We start from the raw sequence: 17,831 nt of genomic DNA on the forward strand, positions 1-17,831 counted from the left end.
GATCAGTGGGCAGTCTACGGCAGGGCCTACGGAAGGGTGAGGACGTCCGCCCCGTCCTCGGTGACGGCCATGGTGTGCTCGAACTGCGCGCTGCGCCGCCGGTCGCGCGTGGTCACCGTCCAGTCGTCGTCCCACTGCTCCCACTGGATCGTGCCCAGGGTCAGCATGGGCTCGATCGTGAAGACCATGCCCGGGACCATCGGGGTGGAGTAGGACGGCGCGGCGTCGTAGTGGGGGACGATCAGCCCGGAGTGGAACTCCCGGCCCACCCCGTGGCCGGTGAAGTCCCGCACCACGCCGTAGTCGAAGCGCCGGGCGTACTTCTCGATGACGCGGCCGATGACGTTGATTTCCCGGCCCGGGCGAACGGCCTTGACGGCCCGGTTCAGGGCCTCCTCGGTGCGCTCGACCAGCAGGCGGGACTGCTCGTCGACCTCGCCCACCAGGAACATCCGGTTGGTGTCGCCGTGGAAGCCGTCCTTGTAGGCCGTGACGTCCAGGTTGATGATGTCGCCCTCCTCCAGCACCGTGGAGTCGGGGATGCCGTGGCAGATCACCTCGTTGAGGGACGTGCAGATGGACTTGGGGAAGCCCCGGTACCCCAGGCAGGAGGGGTAGGCCCCGTGGTCGCACAGGTACTCGTGGGCGATCCGGTCGAGCTCGTCCGTGGTCGTGCCCGGCACGGCGGCCCGGCCGGCCTCCTGCAGGGCGCGCGCCGCGATCCGGCCCGCCGCGCGGATGAGCTCGATCTCGTCCGGGGTGTAGACGTTGCCGCCGCGGCCCTCGTCCGGCTCCGCCCGGCCCACGTACTCGGGGCGGGGGATGGACGCCGGCACGGGCCGGCCGGGGGTCACGGAGCCGGGGGCGAGGGCGCCGACGGGGGCGGTGCCGCCGGGGGCGGGAGCGGTGAGGTTGTGCGTGGGCACGGGGGTCTGGACCTCCTGGATCGGGTGGGCCGGCCCCGTCCGGGCCGGTCCGGGCCTAGGATCTACCCTAGCGCGCCGGGCACGGGGCCGGTCCGGTCACCGGGGCCCGGCGGCCACCGAGAGGAGAGGTCATGGCCGAGTACTGGTTCAACACCTACACCCACCAGGTCGAGGAGGGCCCGCAGTCGGACTACCGCAAGCTGCTCGGGCCCTACGCCACGCGCGAGGAGGCGCAGAACGCCCTCAAGCTCGCCGCGGAGCGCACCCGGCAGTGGGACGAGGAGGACCGCGCCTTCGAGGAGGGCTGATCCGCCGCGGGCCCAGCACCCCGACGGCCGGGGCGCCCCGGAACGGTGCGCCGGGCGCGGTGGCTCAGAAGCCGTGCTCCGGGGCCGGGAAGGCCCCCGAGCGCACGTCCTCGACGTAGCGGCCCACGGCGTCGGAGACCACCTCGTGCAGGTCCGCGTACTGCCGGACGAAGCGCGGCATCCGGCCCCGGCGCAGCCCCAGCATGTCCTGCCACACGAGCACCTGCCCCGTGGTCGCGGGCCCGGCCCCGATGCCCACGGTCGGGATCTCCAGGGCAGCGTCCACGGCCGCGGCGGCCTCCGCCGGGACCATCTCCATCACCAGGCAGAAGGCCCCGGCGGCCTCGAGGGCACGGGCGTCCTCCACGAGCGTGCGCGCGGCGTCGCCCCGGCCCTGCACCCGGTACCCGCCCAGGGCGTGCTCGCTCTGCGGGGTGAAGCCGATGTGGGCCACGACGGGCACCCCGGCCTGGACCATGGCCCGGACGTGGGGGGCGAACCACGCCCCGCCCTCGAGCTTCACCGCGTGCGCGCCGCCCTCCTTGAGGAAGCGCACCGCGGTGGCCACCGCCTGCTCGGGGGAGGCCTCGTAGGAGCCGAAGGGCAGGTCCACCACCACGAACGCGCGCTCGACGGCGCCGGACACGGCACGGCACATCGGCAGCAGCTCGTCCACGGTGACGGGCAGGGTGCTGGAGTGGCCCAGGACGTTGTTGCCCGCGGAGTCCCCGACCAGCAGCGAGTCGACGCCGGCCGCATCGAAGATCGCCGCCGTCAGGGCGTCGTAGCACGTGAGCATCGTGAACTTCTCGTCACGGCGCTTGGCCTCGCGCAGGTGGTGCGTGCGCACCCGGCGCACGTCCAGCGCGCCCGGTGCCGGGCGGGGGGTCTCCTGGGTCATGGCCCCACCCTATCGGGCGCGCCCGTCCGCGGCCGTCCGGTCCGGCGGGCGCGGCGGGGCAGCGCGTTAGAGTGGGCGGGACAGCAGGCGTGCCCGGGCGGCACAGCACTCCCGGGCAGGAAGACGAGGAAGACAACCATGGACCGTCAGCAGGAGTTCGTCCTCAGGACCATCGAGGAGCGCGACGTGCGCTTCGTGCGCATGTGGTTCACGGACGTCGTCGGGAGCCTCAAGTCGGTGGCCCTGGCCCCCGCCGAGGTCGAGGCGGCCTTCGAGGAGGGGCTCGGCTTCGACGGCTCCTCCATCGAGGGCCTGTCGCGGGTCTCCGAGGCGGACATGCTCCTGCAGCCGGACCCGTCCACGTTCCAGATCCTGCCCTGGCGCAGCGAGACGGAGCCCACCGCCCGGATGTTCTGCAACATCCTCACCCCGGACGGCGAGCCCTCCTCCTCGGACCCGCGCGGGGTGCTCAAGCGCGTCCTGGAGAAGGCCTCGGACATGGGCTTCACCTGCTACACGGCGCCGGAGATCGAGTTCTACCTGCTGAAGTCCGCGGACCTCGACGCCGAGGGCCGGCCCACGCCCGTGGACCACGAGGGGTACTTCGACCACGTGCCGGGCGGCGTGGTGCAGGACTTCCGGCGCAAGGCCGTGAACATGCTGGAGGCCGTCGGGATCTCGGTCGAGTTCTCCCACCACGAGGCCGGCCCCGGGCAGAACGAGATCGACCTGCGCTACGCCGACGCCCTGCAGACGGCCGACAACATCATGACGTTCCGCACGGTCATCAAGGAGGTCGCGCTCTCGCAGGGGCTGTACGCGACCTTCATGCCCAAGCCGTTCACCGAGCACCCCGGCTCCGGCATGCACACCCACTTCTCGCTCTTCGAGGGGGACACCAACGCCTTCTTCGAGGCCGGGTCCGAGTTCCGCCTCTCCCGCACGGCCGGGCACTTCATCGCCGGCATCCTGCGGCACGCCCCCGAGTTCACGTCGGTGACCAACCAGTTCGTCAACTCCTACAAGCGGCTGTGGGGCGGGGGAGAGGCCCCCTCCTACCAGTCCTGGGGCCACAACAACCGCTCCGCGCTCGTGCGGGTGCCCCTGTCCAAGCCGGACAAGGTGCAGGCCGCGCGCATCGAGTACCGCGGCATCGACTCCGCCACGAACCCCTACCTCTCCTACGCCGCGCTGCTGGCCGCGGGTCTGCGGGGCATCGAGAACGAGTACGAGCTCCCGCCCGTGGAGCTGGACGACGTCGCGGCGATGAGCTCCGCGGAGCGCCGCGCCCTCGGCCACAACCCGCTGCCCTCGAGCCTGTACGACGCCATCCGGGAGACCGAGGAGTCGGAGTTCATGGCCGAGCTGCTCGGGGAGCAGGTCTACGACTACTTCCTGCGCAACAAGCGCCGCGACTGGAACGACTACCGCCGGGTCGTCACGCACTTCGAGCTCAAGAACAACCTCGGCATCCTCTGACCCCGGACGGACCGTCCCATGACACACCCTCCCCAGTCCGCGGCCCCGGCGGGCACCGTCCCGTCCGGCCGTCTCATCAAGGTCGGCTTCGCGGACACGGGCAACGCCCAGCGCTGGCTCGGCTTCCCGGAGCTCGCCGAGGTCGACCTCGACCGGCTGCTGGAGGGTCTGGCCCTGGCGGCCTCGCCCGATGTCGCCCTGCGGCTCACCGTCCGGCTCCTCGAGGGCTCCCCGGAGCTCGCCGAGCGGATCAACGCCGGCCCTGAGGCCTCCGAGGCCATGTTCCGGCTACTGGGCTCCTCCGAGGCGCTCGGGGAGTTCCTGCTCCGGCGCCCCGAGCACCTGGACCTGCTCGCGGAGCCCGCCGCCGCCGAGCCGGCGGAGATCCCCGGCGAGCAGTTCCGCGACGCGCTGCTGACGGCGGTCGGCGCGGACCCCGCCGCCCGGACCCCGGTGGCCTCCGGGACCGGTGACGCCGCCTGCAGCGCCCTGCGCGCGGCCTACCGGCGGGAGCTGACGCGCATCGCGATCCGGGACGTCGGGGCCCTCTACCCCGCCGACCACATGCCCGCGGTGGGCCGCCAGCTCGCCGACCTGGCCGCCGCGGCCCTCGAGGGGGCGCTCGCCGTCTCCCGGGCGGAGGCGGCGGGGACCTGGGCCCCCGAGACCGTCGACCGGGTGCGGCTCGCCGTGATCGGGATGGGCAAGTGCGGCGCCCGGGAGCTCAACTACATCTCCGACGTCGACGTCGTCCACGTCATGGCCGTCGAGGACCCGGAAGGCGCGGAGCCCCTGGACGGGGCGGAGGCCACCGTCATCGCCACGGCCCTCGCCACGGGCACCGCCCGGGCGCTCATGGCCCGCGGCGCGGAGCCCCCGCTGTGGGAGGTGGACGCCAACCTCCGGCCCGAGGGCAAGGACGGGCCGCTCGTGCGCACCCTGGACTCGCACGTGCGCTACTACGAGCGGTGGGCCGAGTCCTGGGAGTTCCAGGCCCTGCTCAAGGCCCGGCCCGTGGCCGGGGACCCGGAGCTCGGGGAGGCCTACCGGAAGGCCATCGAGCCGTTCGTGTGGCGCAGCTCCGGGCGCGAGGGCTTCGTCGAGTCCGTGCAGGCCATGCGCCGGCGGGTCACCGACAACATCCCGGCCGCCGAGGGCGAGCGCCAGATCAAGCTGGGCCCCGGCGGGCTGCGCGACGTCGAGTTCACCGTCCAGCTCCTCCAGCTGGTGCACGGGCGCACGGACGAGCGGGTCCGGACCCAGGCCACGACCGAGTCCCTGGCCGCGCTCTCCGAGGGCGGCTACATCGGCCGCCGGGACAGCGAGCAGTTCTCCGCCCACTACCGCTGGCTGCGCCTCCTGGAGCACCGCATCCAGCTGTTCCGGCTGCGCCGCACCCACCTCATGCCGCGGGGCGAGCAGGAGCTCACGGTCATCGCCCGCTCCCTGCGCGGCGCCGCGGACACCGCCCGCCCCTCCGGCGACTCGCTGCTCGAGGAGTGGCGCAAGGTCAAGCGCAGCGTCCGGGGGATGCACGAGCGGATCTTCTACCGGCCGCTGCTGGCCGCGCTCGCCCACCTGCCCGAGACCGACACGCAGCTCTCGGCGGAGTCGGTGCGGGACCGGCTCGCCGCGCTCGGCTACCGGGACCCGAAGGCCGCCGTGCGCCACATCGAGGCGCTCACCCGCGGCGTCAGCCGGCGGGCCGAGATCCTGCGCACCCTGCTGCCCGTGCTCCTGGCCTGGCTGGCCGACGGCGTCGACGCCGACGCCGGGCTGCTGGGCTTCCGGCGGCTCTCCGAGTCCCTCGGGACCACCCCCTGGTTCCTGCGCCTGCTCCGCGACTCGAACGCCGCCGCCGAACGCCTGTGCCAGATCCTCTCCAGCTCCCGGTACGTCACCGACCTGCTGGAGAACTCCCCGGAGGCGACCGCCTGGCTCGGCCAGGACGACGAGCTGTGCCCGGTGTCCTTCGAGACGCTGTGGAGCGAGATCCGCGCCCAGATGGCCCGTCACCCCGACCCCGGGGAGGCCGTGCGGATGATCCGCCTCATCCGGCGCCGCGAGGAGCTGCGCGTGGCACTCGCGGACACCTCCGGGCTGCTGGACGTCGAGCAGGTCGTGGCGGCGCTGTCCGACATCGACCGGGTCTGCGTCCTGGGCGCCCTGCACGTGGCCGAGCGGGAGGTCTACGACCGCGCCGGCCGGCTCGCCGACGTCCTCGTCGTCGCGATGGGCCGGCAGGGCGGGCGGGAGATCGGCTACGGCTCCGACGCCGACGTCATGTACGTCTACGCCCCGGTGGGGGACGCGGACCCCGCCGCGGCCCGGGAGCAGGCCGAGACCCTGCTGCAGCGGATGGTGCAGCTGCTCAAGGCGCCCTGCACGCCGCCCATCGTGGCGGAGCGCGTGCTGGAGATCGACAACGACCTGCGCCCCGAGGGCAGGCAGGGGCCCATGGTGCGCTCCGTCGAGTCCTACGCCGAGTACTACGCCCGGTGGGCGCAGACCTGGGAGTTCCAGGCGCTCACCCGGGCGCTGCCCCTGGCCGGCAGCGACGAGCTGGCCGACGCGTTCCGGCGGGTCGTGGACCCGCTGCGCTACCCGGCGGAGTTCACGGAGCGCCAGCTGCTGGAGATCCGGCGGATGAAGGCCCGCGTGGAGAACGAGCGGATGCCGCGCGGCGCGGACCCGGCCCGGCACCTGAAGCTGGGCCGCGGCGGGCTCTCGGACGTCGAGTGGCTCGTCCAGACGCTGCAGCTCCAGCACGGGCACCGGATCCAGGGGCTGCGGACCACGAGCACCCTGCGGGCCCTGCACGCCGCCGAGGAGGCCGGTCTCGTGAGCGCCGAGGACGCCCTGGCCCTGTCCGCCGCGTGGCGGCTGGCCACGGCGGTGCGCAACGGCAACGTCCTGCGGACCGGGCGCCGCTCCGACGCCCTGCCCGCCAAGCGGGCCGACCTCGAGGCGGTGGCCCGCTGGTGCGGGTACTCCCATGGTTGCGCCGGCCGGCTCGAGGAGGACTACCTGCGCACCACCCGCAAGGCCCGGGCCGTGTTCGAGCGGCTCTTCTACGGGCACTGACGGTGCCACCGACGGTGTCGTCGTGCCGCCCGCGGCACGGGGAAGGCCCCGGACACCTTCGTGGGGTCCGGGGCCTTCCCCGTGAAAAGCGGTCGATCCGTGCGGATCAGACGCCGTAGTACATCGAGAACTCCAGCGGGTGCGGGACCACGGACAGCGGCTTGAGCTCGAACTCGCGCTTGTACTCGATCCAGGACTGGATGGTGTCCTCGGTGAAGACGTCACCGGCGAGCAGGAACTCGTGGTCCGACTCGAGGGCCAGCAGCGCCTCCTCGAGCGAGGCCGGGGCCTTCTTGATGTCCTTGGCCTCCTCGGCGGGCAGCTCGTAGAGGTCCTTGTCGATCGGGTCGGCCGGCTCGATGCGGTTGCGGATGCCGTCGAGGCCCGCCATCAGCTGGGCGGCGAACGCCAGGTACGGGTTGCACGAGGGGTCCGGGGCGCGGAACTCGAGGCGCTTGGCCTTCGGGTTGGTGCCCGTGATCGGGATGCGGATGCCGGCGGAGCGGTTGCCCTGCGAGTACACCATGTTGACCGGCGCCTCGAAGCCCTTGACCAGGCGACGGTAGGAGTTCACCGTCGGGTTGGTGAAGGCCAGCACGGCCGAGGAGTGCTCCAGGAGGCCGCCGATGTACCAACGCGCGATGTCGGACAGGCCCGCGTAGCCCTTCTCGTCGTAGAACAGCGGCTCGCTGCCCTTCCACAGGGACTGGTGGCAGTGCATCCCGGAGCCGTTGTCGTTGTAGACGGGCTTGGGCATGAACGTGGCCGACTTGCCGAAGGCGTCCGCGGTGTTCTTGATGACGTACTTGAACTTCTGCAGGTCGTCGGCCGCCCGGGTGAGCGTGCTGAACTTGTAGTTGATCTCGGCCTGGCCGGGAGCGCCCACCTCGTGGTGGGAGCGCTCGACCTCGAGGCCCACCTCGTCCAGGGCCACGCACATCGCGTCGCGCAGGTCGGCCTGCTTGTCGACCGGGGAGACCGGGAAGTAGCCGCCCTTGGTGGCGGTCTTGTTGCCCAGGTTGCCGCCCTCCTCCTTGCGCCCGGTGTTCCAGGCGGCCTCGTCGGAGTCGATGGCGTAGAAGGATCCCTGGGGCTGGATGTCGTAGCGGACGTCCTCGAAGATGAAGAACTCGGCCTCGGAGGCGAAGTTGGCGACGTCCGCGATGCCGGTCGACGCCATGTACGCCTCGGCGCGCTCGGCGACGCCGCGGGGGTCGCGGTGGTAGGGCTCCCCGGTGCGGGGGTTCACGATCGAGCAGGTGACCACGAGGGTCTTCTCGACGCGGAACGGGTCCACGAAGGCCGACGTCGGGTCCGGGATGAGCTGCATGTCGGACTCGGCGATGCCCTGGAAGCCCCGGATGGAGGAGCCGTCGAACAGCTGCCCGTGCTCGAAGAAGTCGTCGTCCACGGACTTGGCGGGGAGGTTGAAGTGCTGCTGCACGCCGGGCATGTCCGTGAACCGGACGTCGACGAAGACGATCTCCTCGTCCTTGATGAACGTGAGGACTTCCTCGGGTGTCTGGAACATGTGCTGTTCTCCTTGTTAGGTGGGCTGGACCGCCGTGCCGGGAATGCTCGTGCGGCGTCCGTTTCCGGGGCCAACGCTACGGACCGGGCATTAAGGCCCCGTGTCCCGGGTGTTTCCTCGGTGTTACGCGGAGGACCGCCGGGGAGCCACGGTCTCCCGTCAGTCTAGGGGAGTCCCGCCCCGATACCCTGAGGGGATGATCGACAGACGTGACGTGGGCTCGTGGCTCGAGGGACCGGGGACCGGCCGGCAGCAGTACCCGGGGCAGCGCCTCGGGCGACCGGAGCACGGGCCGGGCTCCGTGGGACGCGTGGGGCGGCGGATCGTGGCCCTGGTGGTGGACTGGTTCCTGTGCTGGGGCCTCGCGGAGTGGCTCGTGCCCCAGTGGAACGAGCAGGGCCTGATGACCCTGGCGTTCCTGTTCGTGCTCAACGTGCTGCTGGTCGGCGCGACCGGCCACACCCCCGGGCACCTGCTCCTGGGCCTCCAGGTGCAGGCGCTGGCGGGGCGGCCGGCAGGGTTCGCCCGCGCCGCTGTCCGCGCCCTCCTGCTGTGCCTCGTGATCCCGGCGGTCGTGTTCGACCCGGACCAGCGCGGCCTGCACGACCGGGCGGCGGAGACGATCCTCGTCCGCACGCGCTGAGCGCAGCGCCGGGCGCGGCACCCGGCACCACGACGACGGAGCCCCCCACCTTCCGAGGAAGGCGGGGGGCTCCGTGCGTGTCGTGATACGTGTCGCGGGGCCTGCGGCTCAGCGGCCGCGCATGGCCCGGCGGTCCGGGCGGGCGCGCATCGGGTCCACGCCCTTGGGGATCGGCAGGCGGTTGCCCAGGGTGCTGATCCGCTTGTGCACGGTCTGCACCTCCTGCTGGGTGAGCTTCTTGTCGAGCTTCTTCATCCGCTTGGACAGCTCCCGCAGCGGGACCTGCCCCTCGCCCTTGCCGGTCTTGATGACGTGGATCGGCACGTTCTGGATCACGGGGCCGATCCGGCGGCGCTCCTTGGCGACGAGCTTGTCGACCCGCCCCGCGGGGCCCTCGGTCACGAGGACCACCCCGGGCCGGCCGATGGCCCGGAAGATGAGGTCGCGGGTGCGCGGGTCCATGGCGGCCGGCTGGTCCTCCACGATCCAGCCGCGACGCAGCGCGGACAGCGCGGCGCCGGCGGCCCCGGGCTGGTCCTCGATCCGGGCGAACGCGGCGCGCTCGGCCCGCCGGGACAGGTAGAAGGAGGCGGCCAGCAGGGCGAACGGCAGGCCGATGAGCAGCCCGGTGATCCAGTTGCCGAGGAGCGCGCCGATGAGCAGGAAGACCAGCAGCACCCCGAGGCCGATCAGCAGCATCCACCAGCCGATGTTGGGCTCGACCTCGCGGGTCATCTTGAAGACCTGCTTGATCTGGCCGAGGAAGCCGGGCCCCTTGGTCGCCTTCCGCTGCTTCTTCGCCTCGCGCTTCTGCGCCCGGGTGGGCTTCCCGGCCGGCTTGCCCGCCGGCTTCCCGGGGGAGGTGGATCGCGACGCGGGGCGCGACTTGGCGTGGGAAGGTGACACGGTGAGACCTCGTCCTGTGGTGCGGTGGCGGTGTTCCGGGGGACCCGCGGCGTCAGGGCGTCAGGGCGCCCGGCCGTGGTCCGTCCTCCAGTTTAGCGGGTGGGCGGGGCCGCGCCCCGCCGGACCTCAGCGGAGTCGCTGGACGAGCGAGGAGGCCTCCTGGGAGGCGCTGCCGGTGTCCTCGATGTGCGCCAGGTGCTCCGGGATCGCCCGGCCCGACTTCTCCATGGCGCGGGCCCACAGCCGGCCGGCGCGGTAGGAGGAGCGGACCATGGGGCCGGCCATGACGCCCAGGAAGCCGATCTCCTCGGCCATCTCGGAGAGCTCCACGAACTCCTCGGGCTTGACCCACCGGTCGATCGGGTGGAACAGCGGGGAGGGGCGCAGGTACTGGGTGAGCGTGATGATGTCGCACCCGGCGTCGTTGAGGTCGCACAGCGCCTCGTAGATCTCCTGGTTCGTCTCGCCCATGCCGAGGATGAGGTTGGACTTGGTGATCATCCCGGCGTCCTTGCCCTGGGTGATGACGTCCAGGGAGCGCTCGTAGGTGAACGCGGGCCGGATCTGGCGGAAGATGCGCGGGACCGTCTCGACGTTGTGCGCGAAGACCTCCGGCGCGGCGTCGATGACCTGCTGCAGCCGGTCCGGCTTGCCCTGGAAGTCGGGGATCAGGATCTCCACACCGGTGTTCGGGTTCAGCGTGTGGATCGCGCGGATGGTCTCCGCGTAGAGCCAGGCGCCGCCGTCGTCGAGGTCGTCACGGGCCACACCCGTCACGGTCGCGTAGCGCAGGCCCAGCTCCTTGACGGACTCGGCCACCTTGCGGGGCTCGGTGACGTCCAGCAGGTCCGGCTTGCCGGTGGCGATGTCGCAGAAGTCGCAGCGGCGGGTGCACTTGGATCCGCCGATCAGGAACGTGGCCTCCCGGTCCTCCCAGCACTCGTAGATGTTGGGACAGCCCGCCTCCTCGCACACGGTGTGCAGGCCCTTGCCGCGGGCCAGCGACTTCAGCTCCTGGAACTCGGGGCCCATCCGTGCGGTGTTCTTCAGCCAGGACGGCTTCTTCTCGATCGGCGTCTCGGCGTTGCGCGCCTCGACGCGCAGCAGGCGGCGGCCCTCGGGGGCAACGGTCATGGTCGGTCTCCTTGTCGAGATGTCGACGGTGGTGCGCTCACGGTCCCGGCGGTCCCGGGGGCGGCGCGGGTCAGCTGACGGCGGTGGGCCAGGGCAGCGGACCCGGGGTCCCTGACGGGACGAACTGTTCGCACAACTCGTCCCGGCGGGCGGATATTTCCTGCTCCACGCGCGCGACCACCGTCTCCGGGGTCACGAGCCGGCCCGTCTCCTGCGAGAGGCTCGTGACGGAGGCGTCGGTGATGCCGCAGGGGATGATCCTGCCGAACGGCCGCAGGTCGTTGGAGCAGTTCAGGGCGAAGCCGTGCATGGTGGCCCGCTTGGAGACCTGCACGCCGATGGCGGCGATCTTGCGGTCCGGCCCGTGCTCGTCCGCGAGCACCCAGGCCCCGGAGCGTCCCGCCACGGTGGTGGCCTCCACCCCGAGGTCCGCGACGACGGCGATGATGATCTCCTCGAGCAGGCGCACGAAGCGCACGACGTCGATGGGCGTGGTCAGCCGGACGACGGGATAGCCCACGAGCATCCCCGGGCCGTGGTAGGTGAGCTTGCCCCCGCGTCCGATCTCCACGACCTCGGTCCCGTCGGTGGGGTACTCGTGGGGCTCGGCGCGCCGTCCGGCCGTGTAGACCGGGGGGTGCTCCAGCAGCAGCACGGTGTTGTCCCGCTCGCCCGCGACGACCTCCCGGTGCACGTTCTTCTGCAGCTCGAGCGCCGAGCGGTAGTCGACGAGGTGCGGGTCGAAGCCGAGCCGTTCGAAGCAGATGGACATGTCCCCAGCCTATCGCGCGGCGGGGACAACGCGCGCCGGGCGGGGGCTGTGGACGGCGCCCACGGCCCGGGGCGACGGGCGGGCATGCTGGGGGCATGGAGCAGCGCCCCGCCGCGCACGGCGGCCACCACGAGCCCTCCCGGGCCCCGTCAGTCTCCGCCCGGACGCGGCTCGCCGCGGCCGTCCGGGACGACGGGGCGGGCCCCCTCCCCGGCACGCGGATCGAGGACACGCCTCCGCGGCTCCCGCCGGAGGACGGCCTGGAGCCGGTGCGCCGCCTGGGCGGCCGATCGTGGCTGGTGCGGGAGGCCCGGTCGGGGGAGCACTTCGTCCTGCGGCCCTGCCCGGAGGAGCCAGGACCGGAGCGCGACCGGTCGAGGGCCGCGCTCCGGTCGCTCGCGGTCGCCCTGGCGGGCCGGGACGAGGCCTGTCTCGTGGCCGTGCGCGGCCTGCTGGGCCCGGCGGCGGCACCGGCCGGGCTGGTCGAGGACTTCCTGCGGGGCGGCTCCCTCGCCGACCGGCTGGCCGAGCGCGGCCGGCTGGCGCCCGCCGAGGCCGCCGCGGTGCTGCGGGACGCCGCGACCGGCCTGGCCGCCCTGCACGCCCTCGGCCGGTGCCACGGGGAGCTCTCCGCCCGGCAGGTCCTGTTCCGCGGCACCGTGGCCCCTCCGGAGAGCCCGGCCGCGGGCCCGGCGGAGAGCACAGGGGAGCGCACGGCGGCCGCGGACGGCGCGGGGCACGTCGCCGCGGTGCGCGCGGGCACCGCGGCGGGGAGCCCGGAGGAGGACGTCCGCGCTCTCGGGGCCCTCGGGTGGGCTGCGCTCACCGGGCGGGCCCCGGCCCGGGAGGCGCGGCGGGCGCCCCTGTCCCTGCTGTGCCCCGGCGCCCCGCCCGGCCTCGTGCGGGCGGTCGAGGCGGCCCTCGACCCCGACGCCTCGGCCCGGCCCACGGCGGCGGAACTGGCCGACCGGTTCGCGCGGGCCCAGGAGCCGGACCCCGGCGGGCGGCGGGTCGCCGCCGCCCGTCCGGAGCCGGTCCGGACGGGCGGCGGCCGCCGGGCCGTGCTCGTCGGGGCGGCGGCGCTGCTGCTGGCCGCCGGGGGCGCGGTCCTGCTCCCCCTGGGCGGGGCCGGCCCGTCGCCGGACCCGGCGGCCGATCCGGCGAACGCGCCGGCGGCCACGACGCCCCCGGCGCGGTTCCCCTCTGCGGCGCGGTCGGGCCCGGTGGCGCCGGGGTCCGTCGTCGACCCGCCGCAGGACGCCGTCGAGCACGCGGACCCCCGGCGGGCGCTGGGAGAGCTGGTGGCGCGGCGGGGAGAGGCCCTGCGCACCGGTGACGCCTGGCTGCTGGACGAGGTGTACGCCCCCGGCGCCCGGGCCGCGGCGGCGGACCGGGACACCATCGCCCGGGCGGACGGCGGTTTTCCCGGCCTCGTCCTCGAGGCCGAGAGCGTCCGCGACGGGCCGGCGGGGTCCGCGCCGCCGGGCGGGGTCGTGCTGGTGGCCGAGGTGCGGGTGGACGGCCACCGCGGCGGGCCGGGCACGGTCCCGTCCGTGGTGCCGGCCGGGGACGGATGGGTGCAGACGGTCCTCGTCGAGCTGGTCCACGGAGAGCAGGGCTGGCGGCTGGCCGAGGTGGAACCTGCGGCGGGGGCGACGGCCCCGCCGGGAACCGGCTCGGACGGGCAGCTGCGGAACGGACGGGGGCCGGACGGGCAGGGGCCGGACGGGCAGGGGCCGGACGGACAGGAACCGGCACGGCAGGACCCCCGGGGCTGACGGGCAGCGCCGGGGGTCCGGTCCTCGATGGTGCGGTGGCGGGCGGGGCTCACCAGAGGGTGGCGACCGCCATGTTGATCAGCGCCAGCCCGCCCACGGCGTGGGCGAGACCGGTCGAGACCGTCTCCCCGCGCCTGGTCCTCCGCTGGCCCACGAAGGCGGCGACCGCCACGGCGAGGGCGACCAGCAGCTTCACGGCGACCTTGGCGTGGTTGACGTCAGCCTCGCCCATCTCGTAGACCGCCACGAGCAGAAGACCGGTCACCAGGCTCAGCAGCGAGGCGTGGAACTGCCCGGGGGACACCGTCGGTCGCTTCATGGTGTAGATCCAGGTGCCCACGATGATCGCGGCGCCGACGAGGTGCAGGAAGACGAGGAGTCCGGTCAGGAAGGTCATGCCGTCGAGCCTATCGGAGCGCCGCCGGCGGACGCCGACCCTCCGCAGGTGCTCAGCGGGGGCCGTGGACCGGCACGGGGCCGGTCAGAGGCCGACCTCGGACTCGAAGCGGCCCTCCTCCAGGCGCGCCTTGAGCGCCTGGAGGAAGCGGCCGGCGTCCGCGCCGTCGACCAGGCGGTGGTCGTAGGTCAGCGACAGGTAGCACATCTGGCGGATGGCGATGGTGTCGTTGCCGTCGGCGTCGGAGACCACCATGGGGCGCTTCACGATCGATCCCGTGCCGAGGATCGCGACCTGCGGCTGGTTGATGATCGGGGTGTCGAACAGGGCCCCGAACGACCCGAGGTTCGTGATCGTGAAGGTGCCGCCGGTGAGGTCGTCCGGCGTGATGTTGCCGTCCTTGGCCCGGGAGCCGAGGTCCGCGATCTGCTTGGCCAGGCCGCCGAGGTTGAGGTCGCCGGCGTTCTTGATGACCGGCACCAGCAGGCCCTTCGGGGTGTCCACCGCGATGGCGATGTTCTCCGAGCCGTTGTAGACGATCTCCTTCTCGGCCTCCTTGAAGGTGGCGTTGAGCTTCGGGTGGGCCTGCAGGGCCTCCGCCACGGCCTTGGCGAAGAACGGCAGGTAGGTGAGCTTGGCGCCCTCCCGCTCCTGGAACTTCGCCTTCGCCCGGCCGCGCAGCACGGCCACCCGGGTCATGTCGACCTCGGTCACCTGGGTCAGCTGAGCGGCCTCCTGCAGCGACTCGCGCATGCGCTGGGCGATCGTCATCCGGATCCGCGGGGCCTTCTCGGTGGTCCCGCGCTTGGCGTCCGCCTTCGGCGCGGCCGGGGCGGCCTCCTTCGCCGGGGCGGCCGCGGCCGTCTCGGCCGGGGCCTCGGCGGCCGGTGCGGCCGCGCTCTTCTGCTGCTCGGCGGCGGCGAGCACGTCCTGCTTGCGGATGCGGCCGCCCACACCGGTGCCGGTGAGCGCGGAGAGGTCCACGCCCTCCTTCTTGGCGAGCTTGCGCACCAGCGGGGTCACGTAGGACGAGTTGTCGCCCGTCGGCGCCTCCGCGTTCTCGGTGCGGGCGCCGTCGCGCTGGGCGGCGTCCTGCTGCTCGTCCCCGGAGGTGTCGGCCAGCACGGGCTCGTCGGTCTCGACCAGGGCCTCGTCGCGGGACGGCGCCTTCTCCTGCTTCCCGGAGGAGGAACCCTCGTAGCCCTCGCCGCCGGCGGAGGACTGCTTCGCCGGCTTCTCCTCGGCGGAGGTGTCCGCGGCGGGCTTCTCGGCGGGCTTGTCCCCGGACGGGGCGGAGCCGGAGCCGATGACCGCCAGGACCTGGCCGACCTCGGCGTCCTCGTCCTCCTGCACCCGGATCTCCAGCAGGGTCCCGGCCACGGGGGAGGGGACCTCGGTGTCGACCTTGTCGGTGGAGACCTCCAGCAGCGGCTCGTCGACGGCGACCTCGTCACCGACCTGCTTGAGCCACCGGGTCACGGTGCCCTCGGTCACGGACTCGCCCAGGGCGGGCAGGGTGATCTCGCTGCCCTCGCCCGTCTGCTGGGCCTCGGCCTGCGGGGCCTGCTCCTGACCGGAGGACTCCTGGCCGGAGGACTTCTGCTCGGCGGCCTCGTCGGTCGCCTCGGGGGTCTCGGCCTCGGTCGCGGCGTCCTCGGCCTCCTGGGCGGAGGTGTCCGCGGCGGGCTTCTCGGCGGGCTTGTCCCCGGACGGGGCGGAGCCGGAGCCGATGACCGCCAGGACCTGGCCGACCTCGGCGTCCTCGTCCTCCTGCACCCGGATCTCCAGCAGGGTCCCGGCCACGGGGGAGGGGACCTCGGTGTCGACCTTGTCGGTGGAGACCTCCAGCAGCGGCTCGTCGACGGCGACCTCGTCACCGACCTGCTTGAGCCACCGGGTCACGGTGCCCTCGGTCACGGACTCGCCCAGGGCGGGCAGGGTGATCTCGCTGCCCTCGCCCGTCTGCTGGGCCTCGGCCTGCGGGGCCTGCTCCTGACCGGAGGACTCCTGGCCGGAGGACTTCTGCTCGGCGGCCTCGTCGGTCGCCTCGGGGGTCTCGGCCTCGGTCGCGGCGTCCTCGGCCTCCTGGGCGGAGGTGTCCGCGGCGGCCTCGTCCTGGCCGGACCCGCCGCCGGAGCCGGAGCCCGAGCCGTCACCGATGACGACCAGCGGCGCGCCGACCTCGACGTCCTCGTCCTCCTCGACGAGGATCTCCTCGATCACGCCCGCCACGGGGGAGGGGATCTCGGTGTCGACCTTGTCGGTGGAGACCTCGACCAGGGGCTCGTCGACGGCGACCTCGTCACCGACCTGCTTGAGCCACCGGGTCACGGTGCCCTCGGTCACGGATTCGCCCAGTGCGGGCAGGTTTACGGTTTCTGACATGGTCCGACCGTCTCTCTTTCGGTGCCTTCGATGGTGCGGTCCGGGCGCCGGGCCCGGGTCCGGGGTAGTGGGGGAGGCCCCGCCCGGGAGGGGCGGGGCCTCGACGCGGTCAGCCGTGCAGCGGCGTGCCCGCGAGTGCCATGGCGGCCTCGCCGATGGCCTCGTTCTGGGTGGGGTGCGCGTGCACGAACGCGGCGACGTCCTCGGGGTAGGCCTCCCAGTTGACGATGAGCTGGCCCTCGCCGATCTGCTCGCTGATGCGCTTGCCGATGGCGTGGAAGCCGATGATCGGCCCGTCCTTCTCGCGCACCAGCTTGATGATGCCGCCGGTGCCCAGGATCGAGCTCTTGCCGTTGCCGGCGAGGTTGTACTCGGCGACCTCGACGTTGTCCTCGCCGAACTTCTCCTTCGCCTTCGGCTCGGTGTAGCCGACCGAGGCGATCTCCGGCTCGGTGAAGGTCACCTTGGGGATGTTCACGTCGTCGACGACGGCGGGGTTCAGACCGGCGATCTCCTCGGCCACGAACCGCCCCTGCTGGTAGCCGCGGTGGGCGAGCTGGACCCCGGGGACGATGTCGCCGATCGCGTAGATGTTGCCGACGCCGGTGTGCAGGCGCTCGTTCGGGGTGACGAAGCCGCGGTCCATGGGGATGCCCTGCTCCTCGTAGCCCATGTCGGCGGTGTTCGGGCCGCGGCCCACGGCGACCAGCACGATGTCGGCCTCGAAGACCTTGCCGTCGGCCAGGGTGACCTTCGCCCGGTTGTCGTCCTGCTCGACCTTCTCGAAGAAGGTGCCGAGGCTGGACTTGATGCCGCGCTTCTTGAACTCCCGCTCGAGGATCTTGATGAGCGCGGGGTCCTCGTTGGCGACCAGGTGGGGGAGGCCCTCGATCACGGTGACGTCCACGCCGAAGGACTTCCACATGGAGGCGAACTCGCAGCCGATCACGCCGCCGCCGAGGACGATGGCGCTCTTGGGCACGAAGTCGATCTCCAGCGCCTCGGTGGAGGTCATGATCCGTCCGCCGATCTCCACGCCCAGGGTCTTGGAGATCGAGCCGGAGGCCAGCACGATGTGCTTGCCGGTGTAGGTGGTGCCGTCGACCTCGACGGTGTTCTCGCCCGTGAGCTTGCCGACTCCCTCGATGACCTTGATCTTGCGCATCTTCATCAGACCCGTGAGGCCCTTGAACTTGCCGGCGACGATCTTGTCCTTGTACTCCCGCACGGCCGCCATGTCGATGGAGTCCAGCGTGGTGTGGATGCCGTACTTGGAGCTCTCGCGGGCGTCCTCGGCCAGCTCGGCGGAGTGCAGGTACGCCTTGGTCGGGATGCACCCCCAGTGGAGGCACGTGCCCCCGAGCTTGTTCTTCTCCACCAGCGCCACGGTGAAGCCGAGCTGGACGGCCCGCAGCGCGGCGGCGTAGCCGGCACTCCCTCCGCCGAGGACGAGGATGTCGAATTCGTTGTCGGCCACGTGTTTGGCTCCCTTGCGCGTTGACGTCGTTCCGGGTGGGTCGCACCCGTCCCGTGACGGGTTCGTTTCGTACATACCTTAGCCCTACGCCGGAGGGAGCGACCAGGCGG

General features: G+C 72.8%; 14 protein-coding genes. 5 read left to right on the forward strand and 9 right to left on the reverse strand.

Translation table 11 applies throughout. The features are described from left to right. Nucleotides 1-26: 26 nt before the first annotated feature. Nucleotides 27-926: a type I methionyl aminopeptidase gene (gene map, locus ACP7CD_RS04215; protein ID WP_336649341.1), complete on the reverse strand. Its 900-nt coding sequence runs from the start codon at nt 924-926 to the stop codon at nt 27-29. 131 nt (nt 927-1,057) lie between these two features. Between map and ACP7CD_RS04220 the strand changes: the two genes are divergently transcribed. Further along, nucleotides 1,058-1,234, forward strand: coding sequence for an SPOR domain-containing protein (locus tag ACP7CD_RS04220; protein ID WP_017834145.1), 177 nt, complete (start codon nt 1,058-1,060; stop codon nt 1,232-1,234). A 64-nt stretch (nt 1,235-1,298) separates the two neighbouring features. Here the strand turns inward: ACP7CD_RS04220 and panB are convergent, their stop codons facing one another. Next, nucleotides 1,299-2,135: a 3-methyl-2-oxobutanoate hydroxymethyltransferase gene (gene panB, locus ACP7CD_RS04225; RefSeq protein ID WP_426119086.1), complete on the reverse strand. Its 837-nt coding sequence runs from the start codon at nt 2,133-2,135 to the stop codon at nt 1,299-1,301. Nucleotides 2,136-2,273: 138 nt separating this feature from the next. On the opposite strand from panB, the gene glnA (ACP7CD_RS04230) reads away from it, so the two are divergent. Continuing rightward, complete coding sequence (gene glnA, locus ACP7CD_RS04230) at nt 2,274-3,614, forward strand: type I glutamate--ammonia ligase (protein ID WP_017834147.1); 1,341 nt, start codon at nt 2,274-2,276, stop codon at nt 3,612-3,614. An 18-nt stretch (nt 3,615-3,632) separates the two neighbouring features. Next, nucleotides 3,633-6,698 (forward strand): bifunctional [glutamine synthetase] adenylyltransferase/[glutamine synthetase]-adenylyl-L-tyrosine phosphorylase, encoded by a 3,066-nt coding sequence (locus tag ACP7CD_RS04235; RefSeq protein ID WP_426119089.1) that lies wholly within the window; start codon nt 3,633-3,635, stop codon nt 6,696-6,698. Nucleotides 6,699-6,804: 106 nt separating this feature from the next. Here ACP7CD_RS04235 and glnA (ACP7CD_RS04240) read toward each other — a convergent pair whose 3' ends face one another. Continuing rightward, on the reverse strand, nt 6,805-8,229 hold the full coding sequence (gene glnA, locus ACP7CD_RS04240) for a type I glutamate--ammonia ligase (RefSeq protein WP_426119091.1): 1,425 nt from the start codon (nt 8,227-8,229) through the stop codon (nt 6,805-6,807). 196 nt (nt 8,230-8,425) lie between these two features. Here glnA (ACP7CD_RS04240) and ACP7CD_RS04245 point away from each other — a divergent pair, with 196 nt between their 5' ends. Next, nucleotides 8,426-8,872, forward strand: a complete 447-nt coding sequence (locus ACP7CD_RS04245; protein WP_426119093.1) for an RDD family protein — start codon at nt 8,426-8,428, stop codon at nt 8,870-8,872. A gap of 108 nt (nt 8,873-8,980) precedes the next feature. Here the strand turns inward: ACP7CD_RS04245 and ACP7CD_RS04250 are convergent, their stop codons facing one another. The 3 genes from ACP7CD_RS04250 to lipB form a co-directional block, all read right to left on the reverse strand. Continuing rightward, nucleotides 8,981-9,778: a DUF4191 domain-containing protein gene (locus tag ACP7CD_RS04250; RefSeq protein ID WP_095651557.1), complete on the reverse strand. Its 798-nt coding sequence runs from the start codon at nt 9,776-9,778 to the stop codon at nt 8,981-8,983. Nucleotides 9,779-9,904: 126 nt separating this feature from the next. After that, on the reverse strand, nt 9,905-10,912 hold the full coding sequence (gene lipA, locus ACP7CD_RS04255; protein WP_017834152.1) for a lipoyl synthase: 1,008 nt from the start codon (nt 10,910-10,912) through the stop codon (nt 9,905-9,907). 70 nt (nt 10,913-10,982) lie between these two features. After that, nucleotides 10,983-11,684: a lipoyl(octanoyl) transferase LipB gene (gene lipB / locus ACP7CD_RS04260; RefSeq protein ID WP_035924040.1), complete on the reverse strand. Its 702-nt coding sequence runs from the start codon at nt 11,682-11,684 to the stop codon at nt 10,983-10,985. A 95-nt stretch (nt 11,685-11,779) separates the two neighbouring features. Here lipB and ACP7CD_RS04265 point away from each other — a divergent pair, with 95 nt between their 5' ends. After that, nucleotides 11,780-13,462 carry a hypothetical protein gene (locus ACP7CD_RS04265; protein ID WP_426119096.1) on the forward strand — a complete coding sequence of 561 codons (1,683 nt, stop codon included), beginning with the start codon at nt 11,780-11,782 and terminating at the stop codon, nt 13,460-13,462. A gap of 49 nt (nt 13,463-13,511) precedes the next feature. Here ACP7CD_RS04265 and ACP7CD_RS04270 read toward each other — a convergent pair whose 3' ends face one another. The 3 genes from ACP7CD_RS04270 to lpdA form a co-directional block, all read right to left on the reverse strand. Continuing rightward, complete coding sequence (locus ACP7CD_RS04270; RefSeq protein ID WP_017834155.1) at nt 13,512-13,859, reverse strand: hypothetical protein; 348 nt, start codon at nt 13,857-13,859, stop codon at nt 13,512-13,514. A gap of 84 nt (nt 13,860-13,943) precedes the next feature. Next, nucleotides 13,944-16,244 (reverse strand): 2-oxoglutarate dehydrogenase, E2 component, dihydrolipoamide succinyltransferase, encoded by a 2,301-nt coding sequence (gene sucB, locus ACP7CD_RS04275; protein WP_368827948.1) that lies wholly within the window; start codon nt 16,242-16,244, stop codon nt 13,944-13,946. Nucleotides 16,245-16,353: 109 nt separating this feature from the next. Further along, nucleotides 16,354-17,721, reverse strand: a complete 1,368-nt coding sequence (gene lpdA / locus ACP7CD_RS04280; protein ID WP_426119099.1) for a dihydrolipoyl dehydrogenase — start codon at nt 17,719-17,721, stop codon at nt 16,354-16,356. Between the last annotated feature and the right edge of the window lie 110 nt (nt 17,722-17,831).

This window comes from Kocuria sp. LHG3120 (assembly GCF_049897445.1).
In the GTDB taxonomy this organism is placed as follows: domain Bacteria; phylum Actinomycetota; class Actinomycetes; order Actinomycetales; family Micrococcaceae; genus Kocuria; species Kocuria rosea.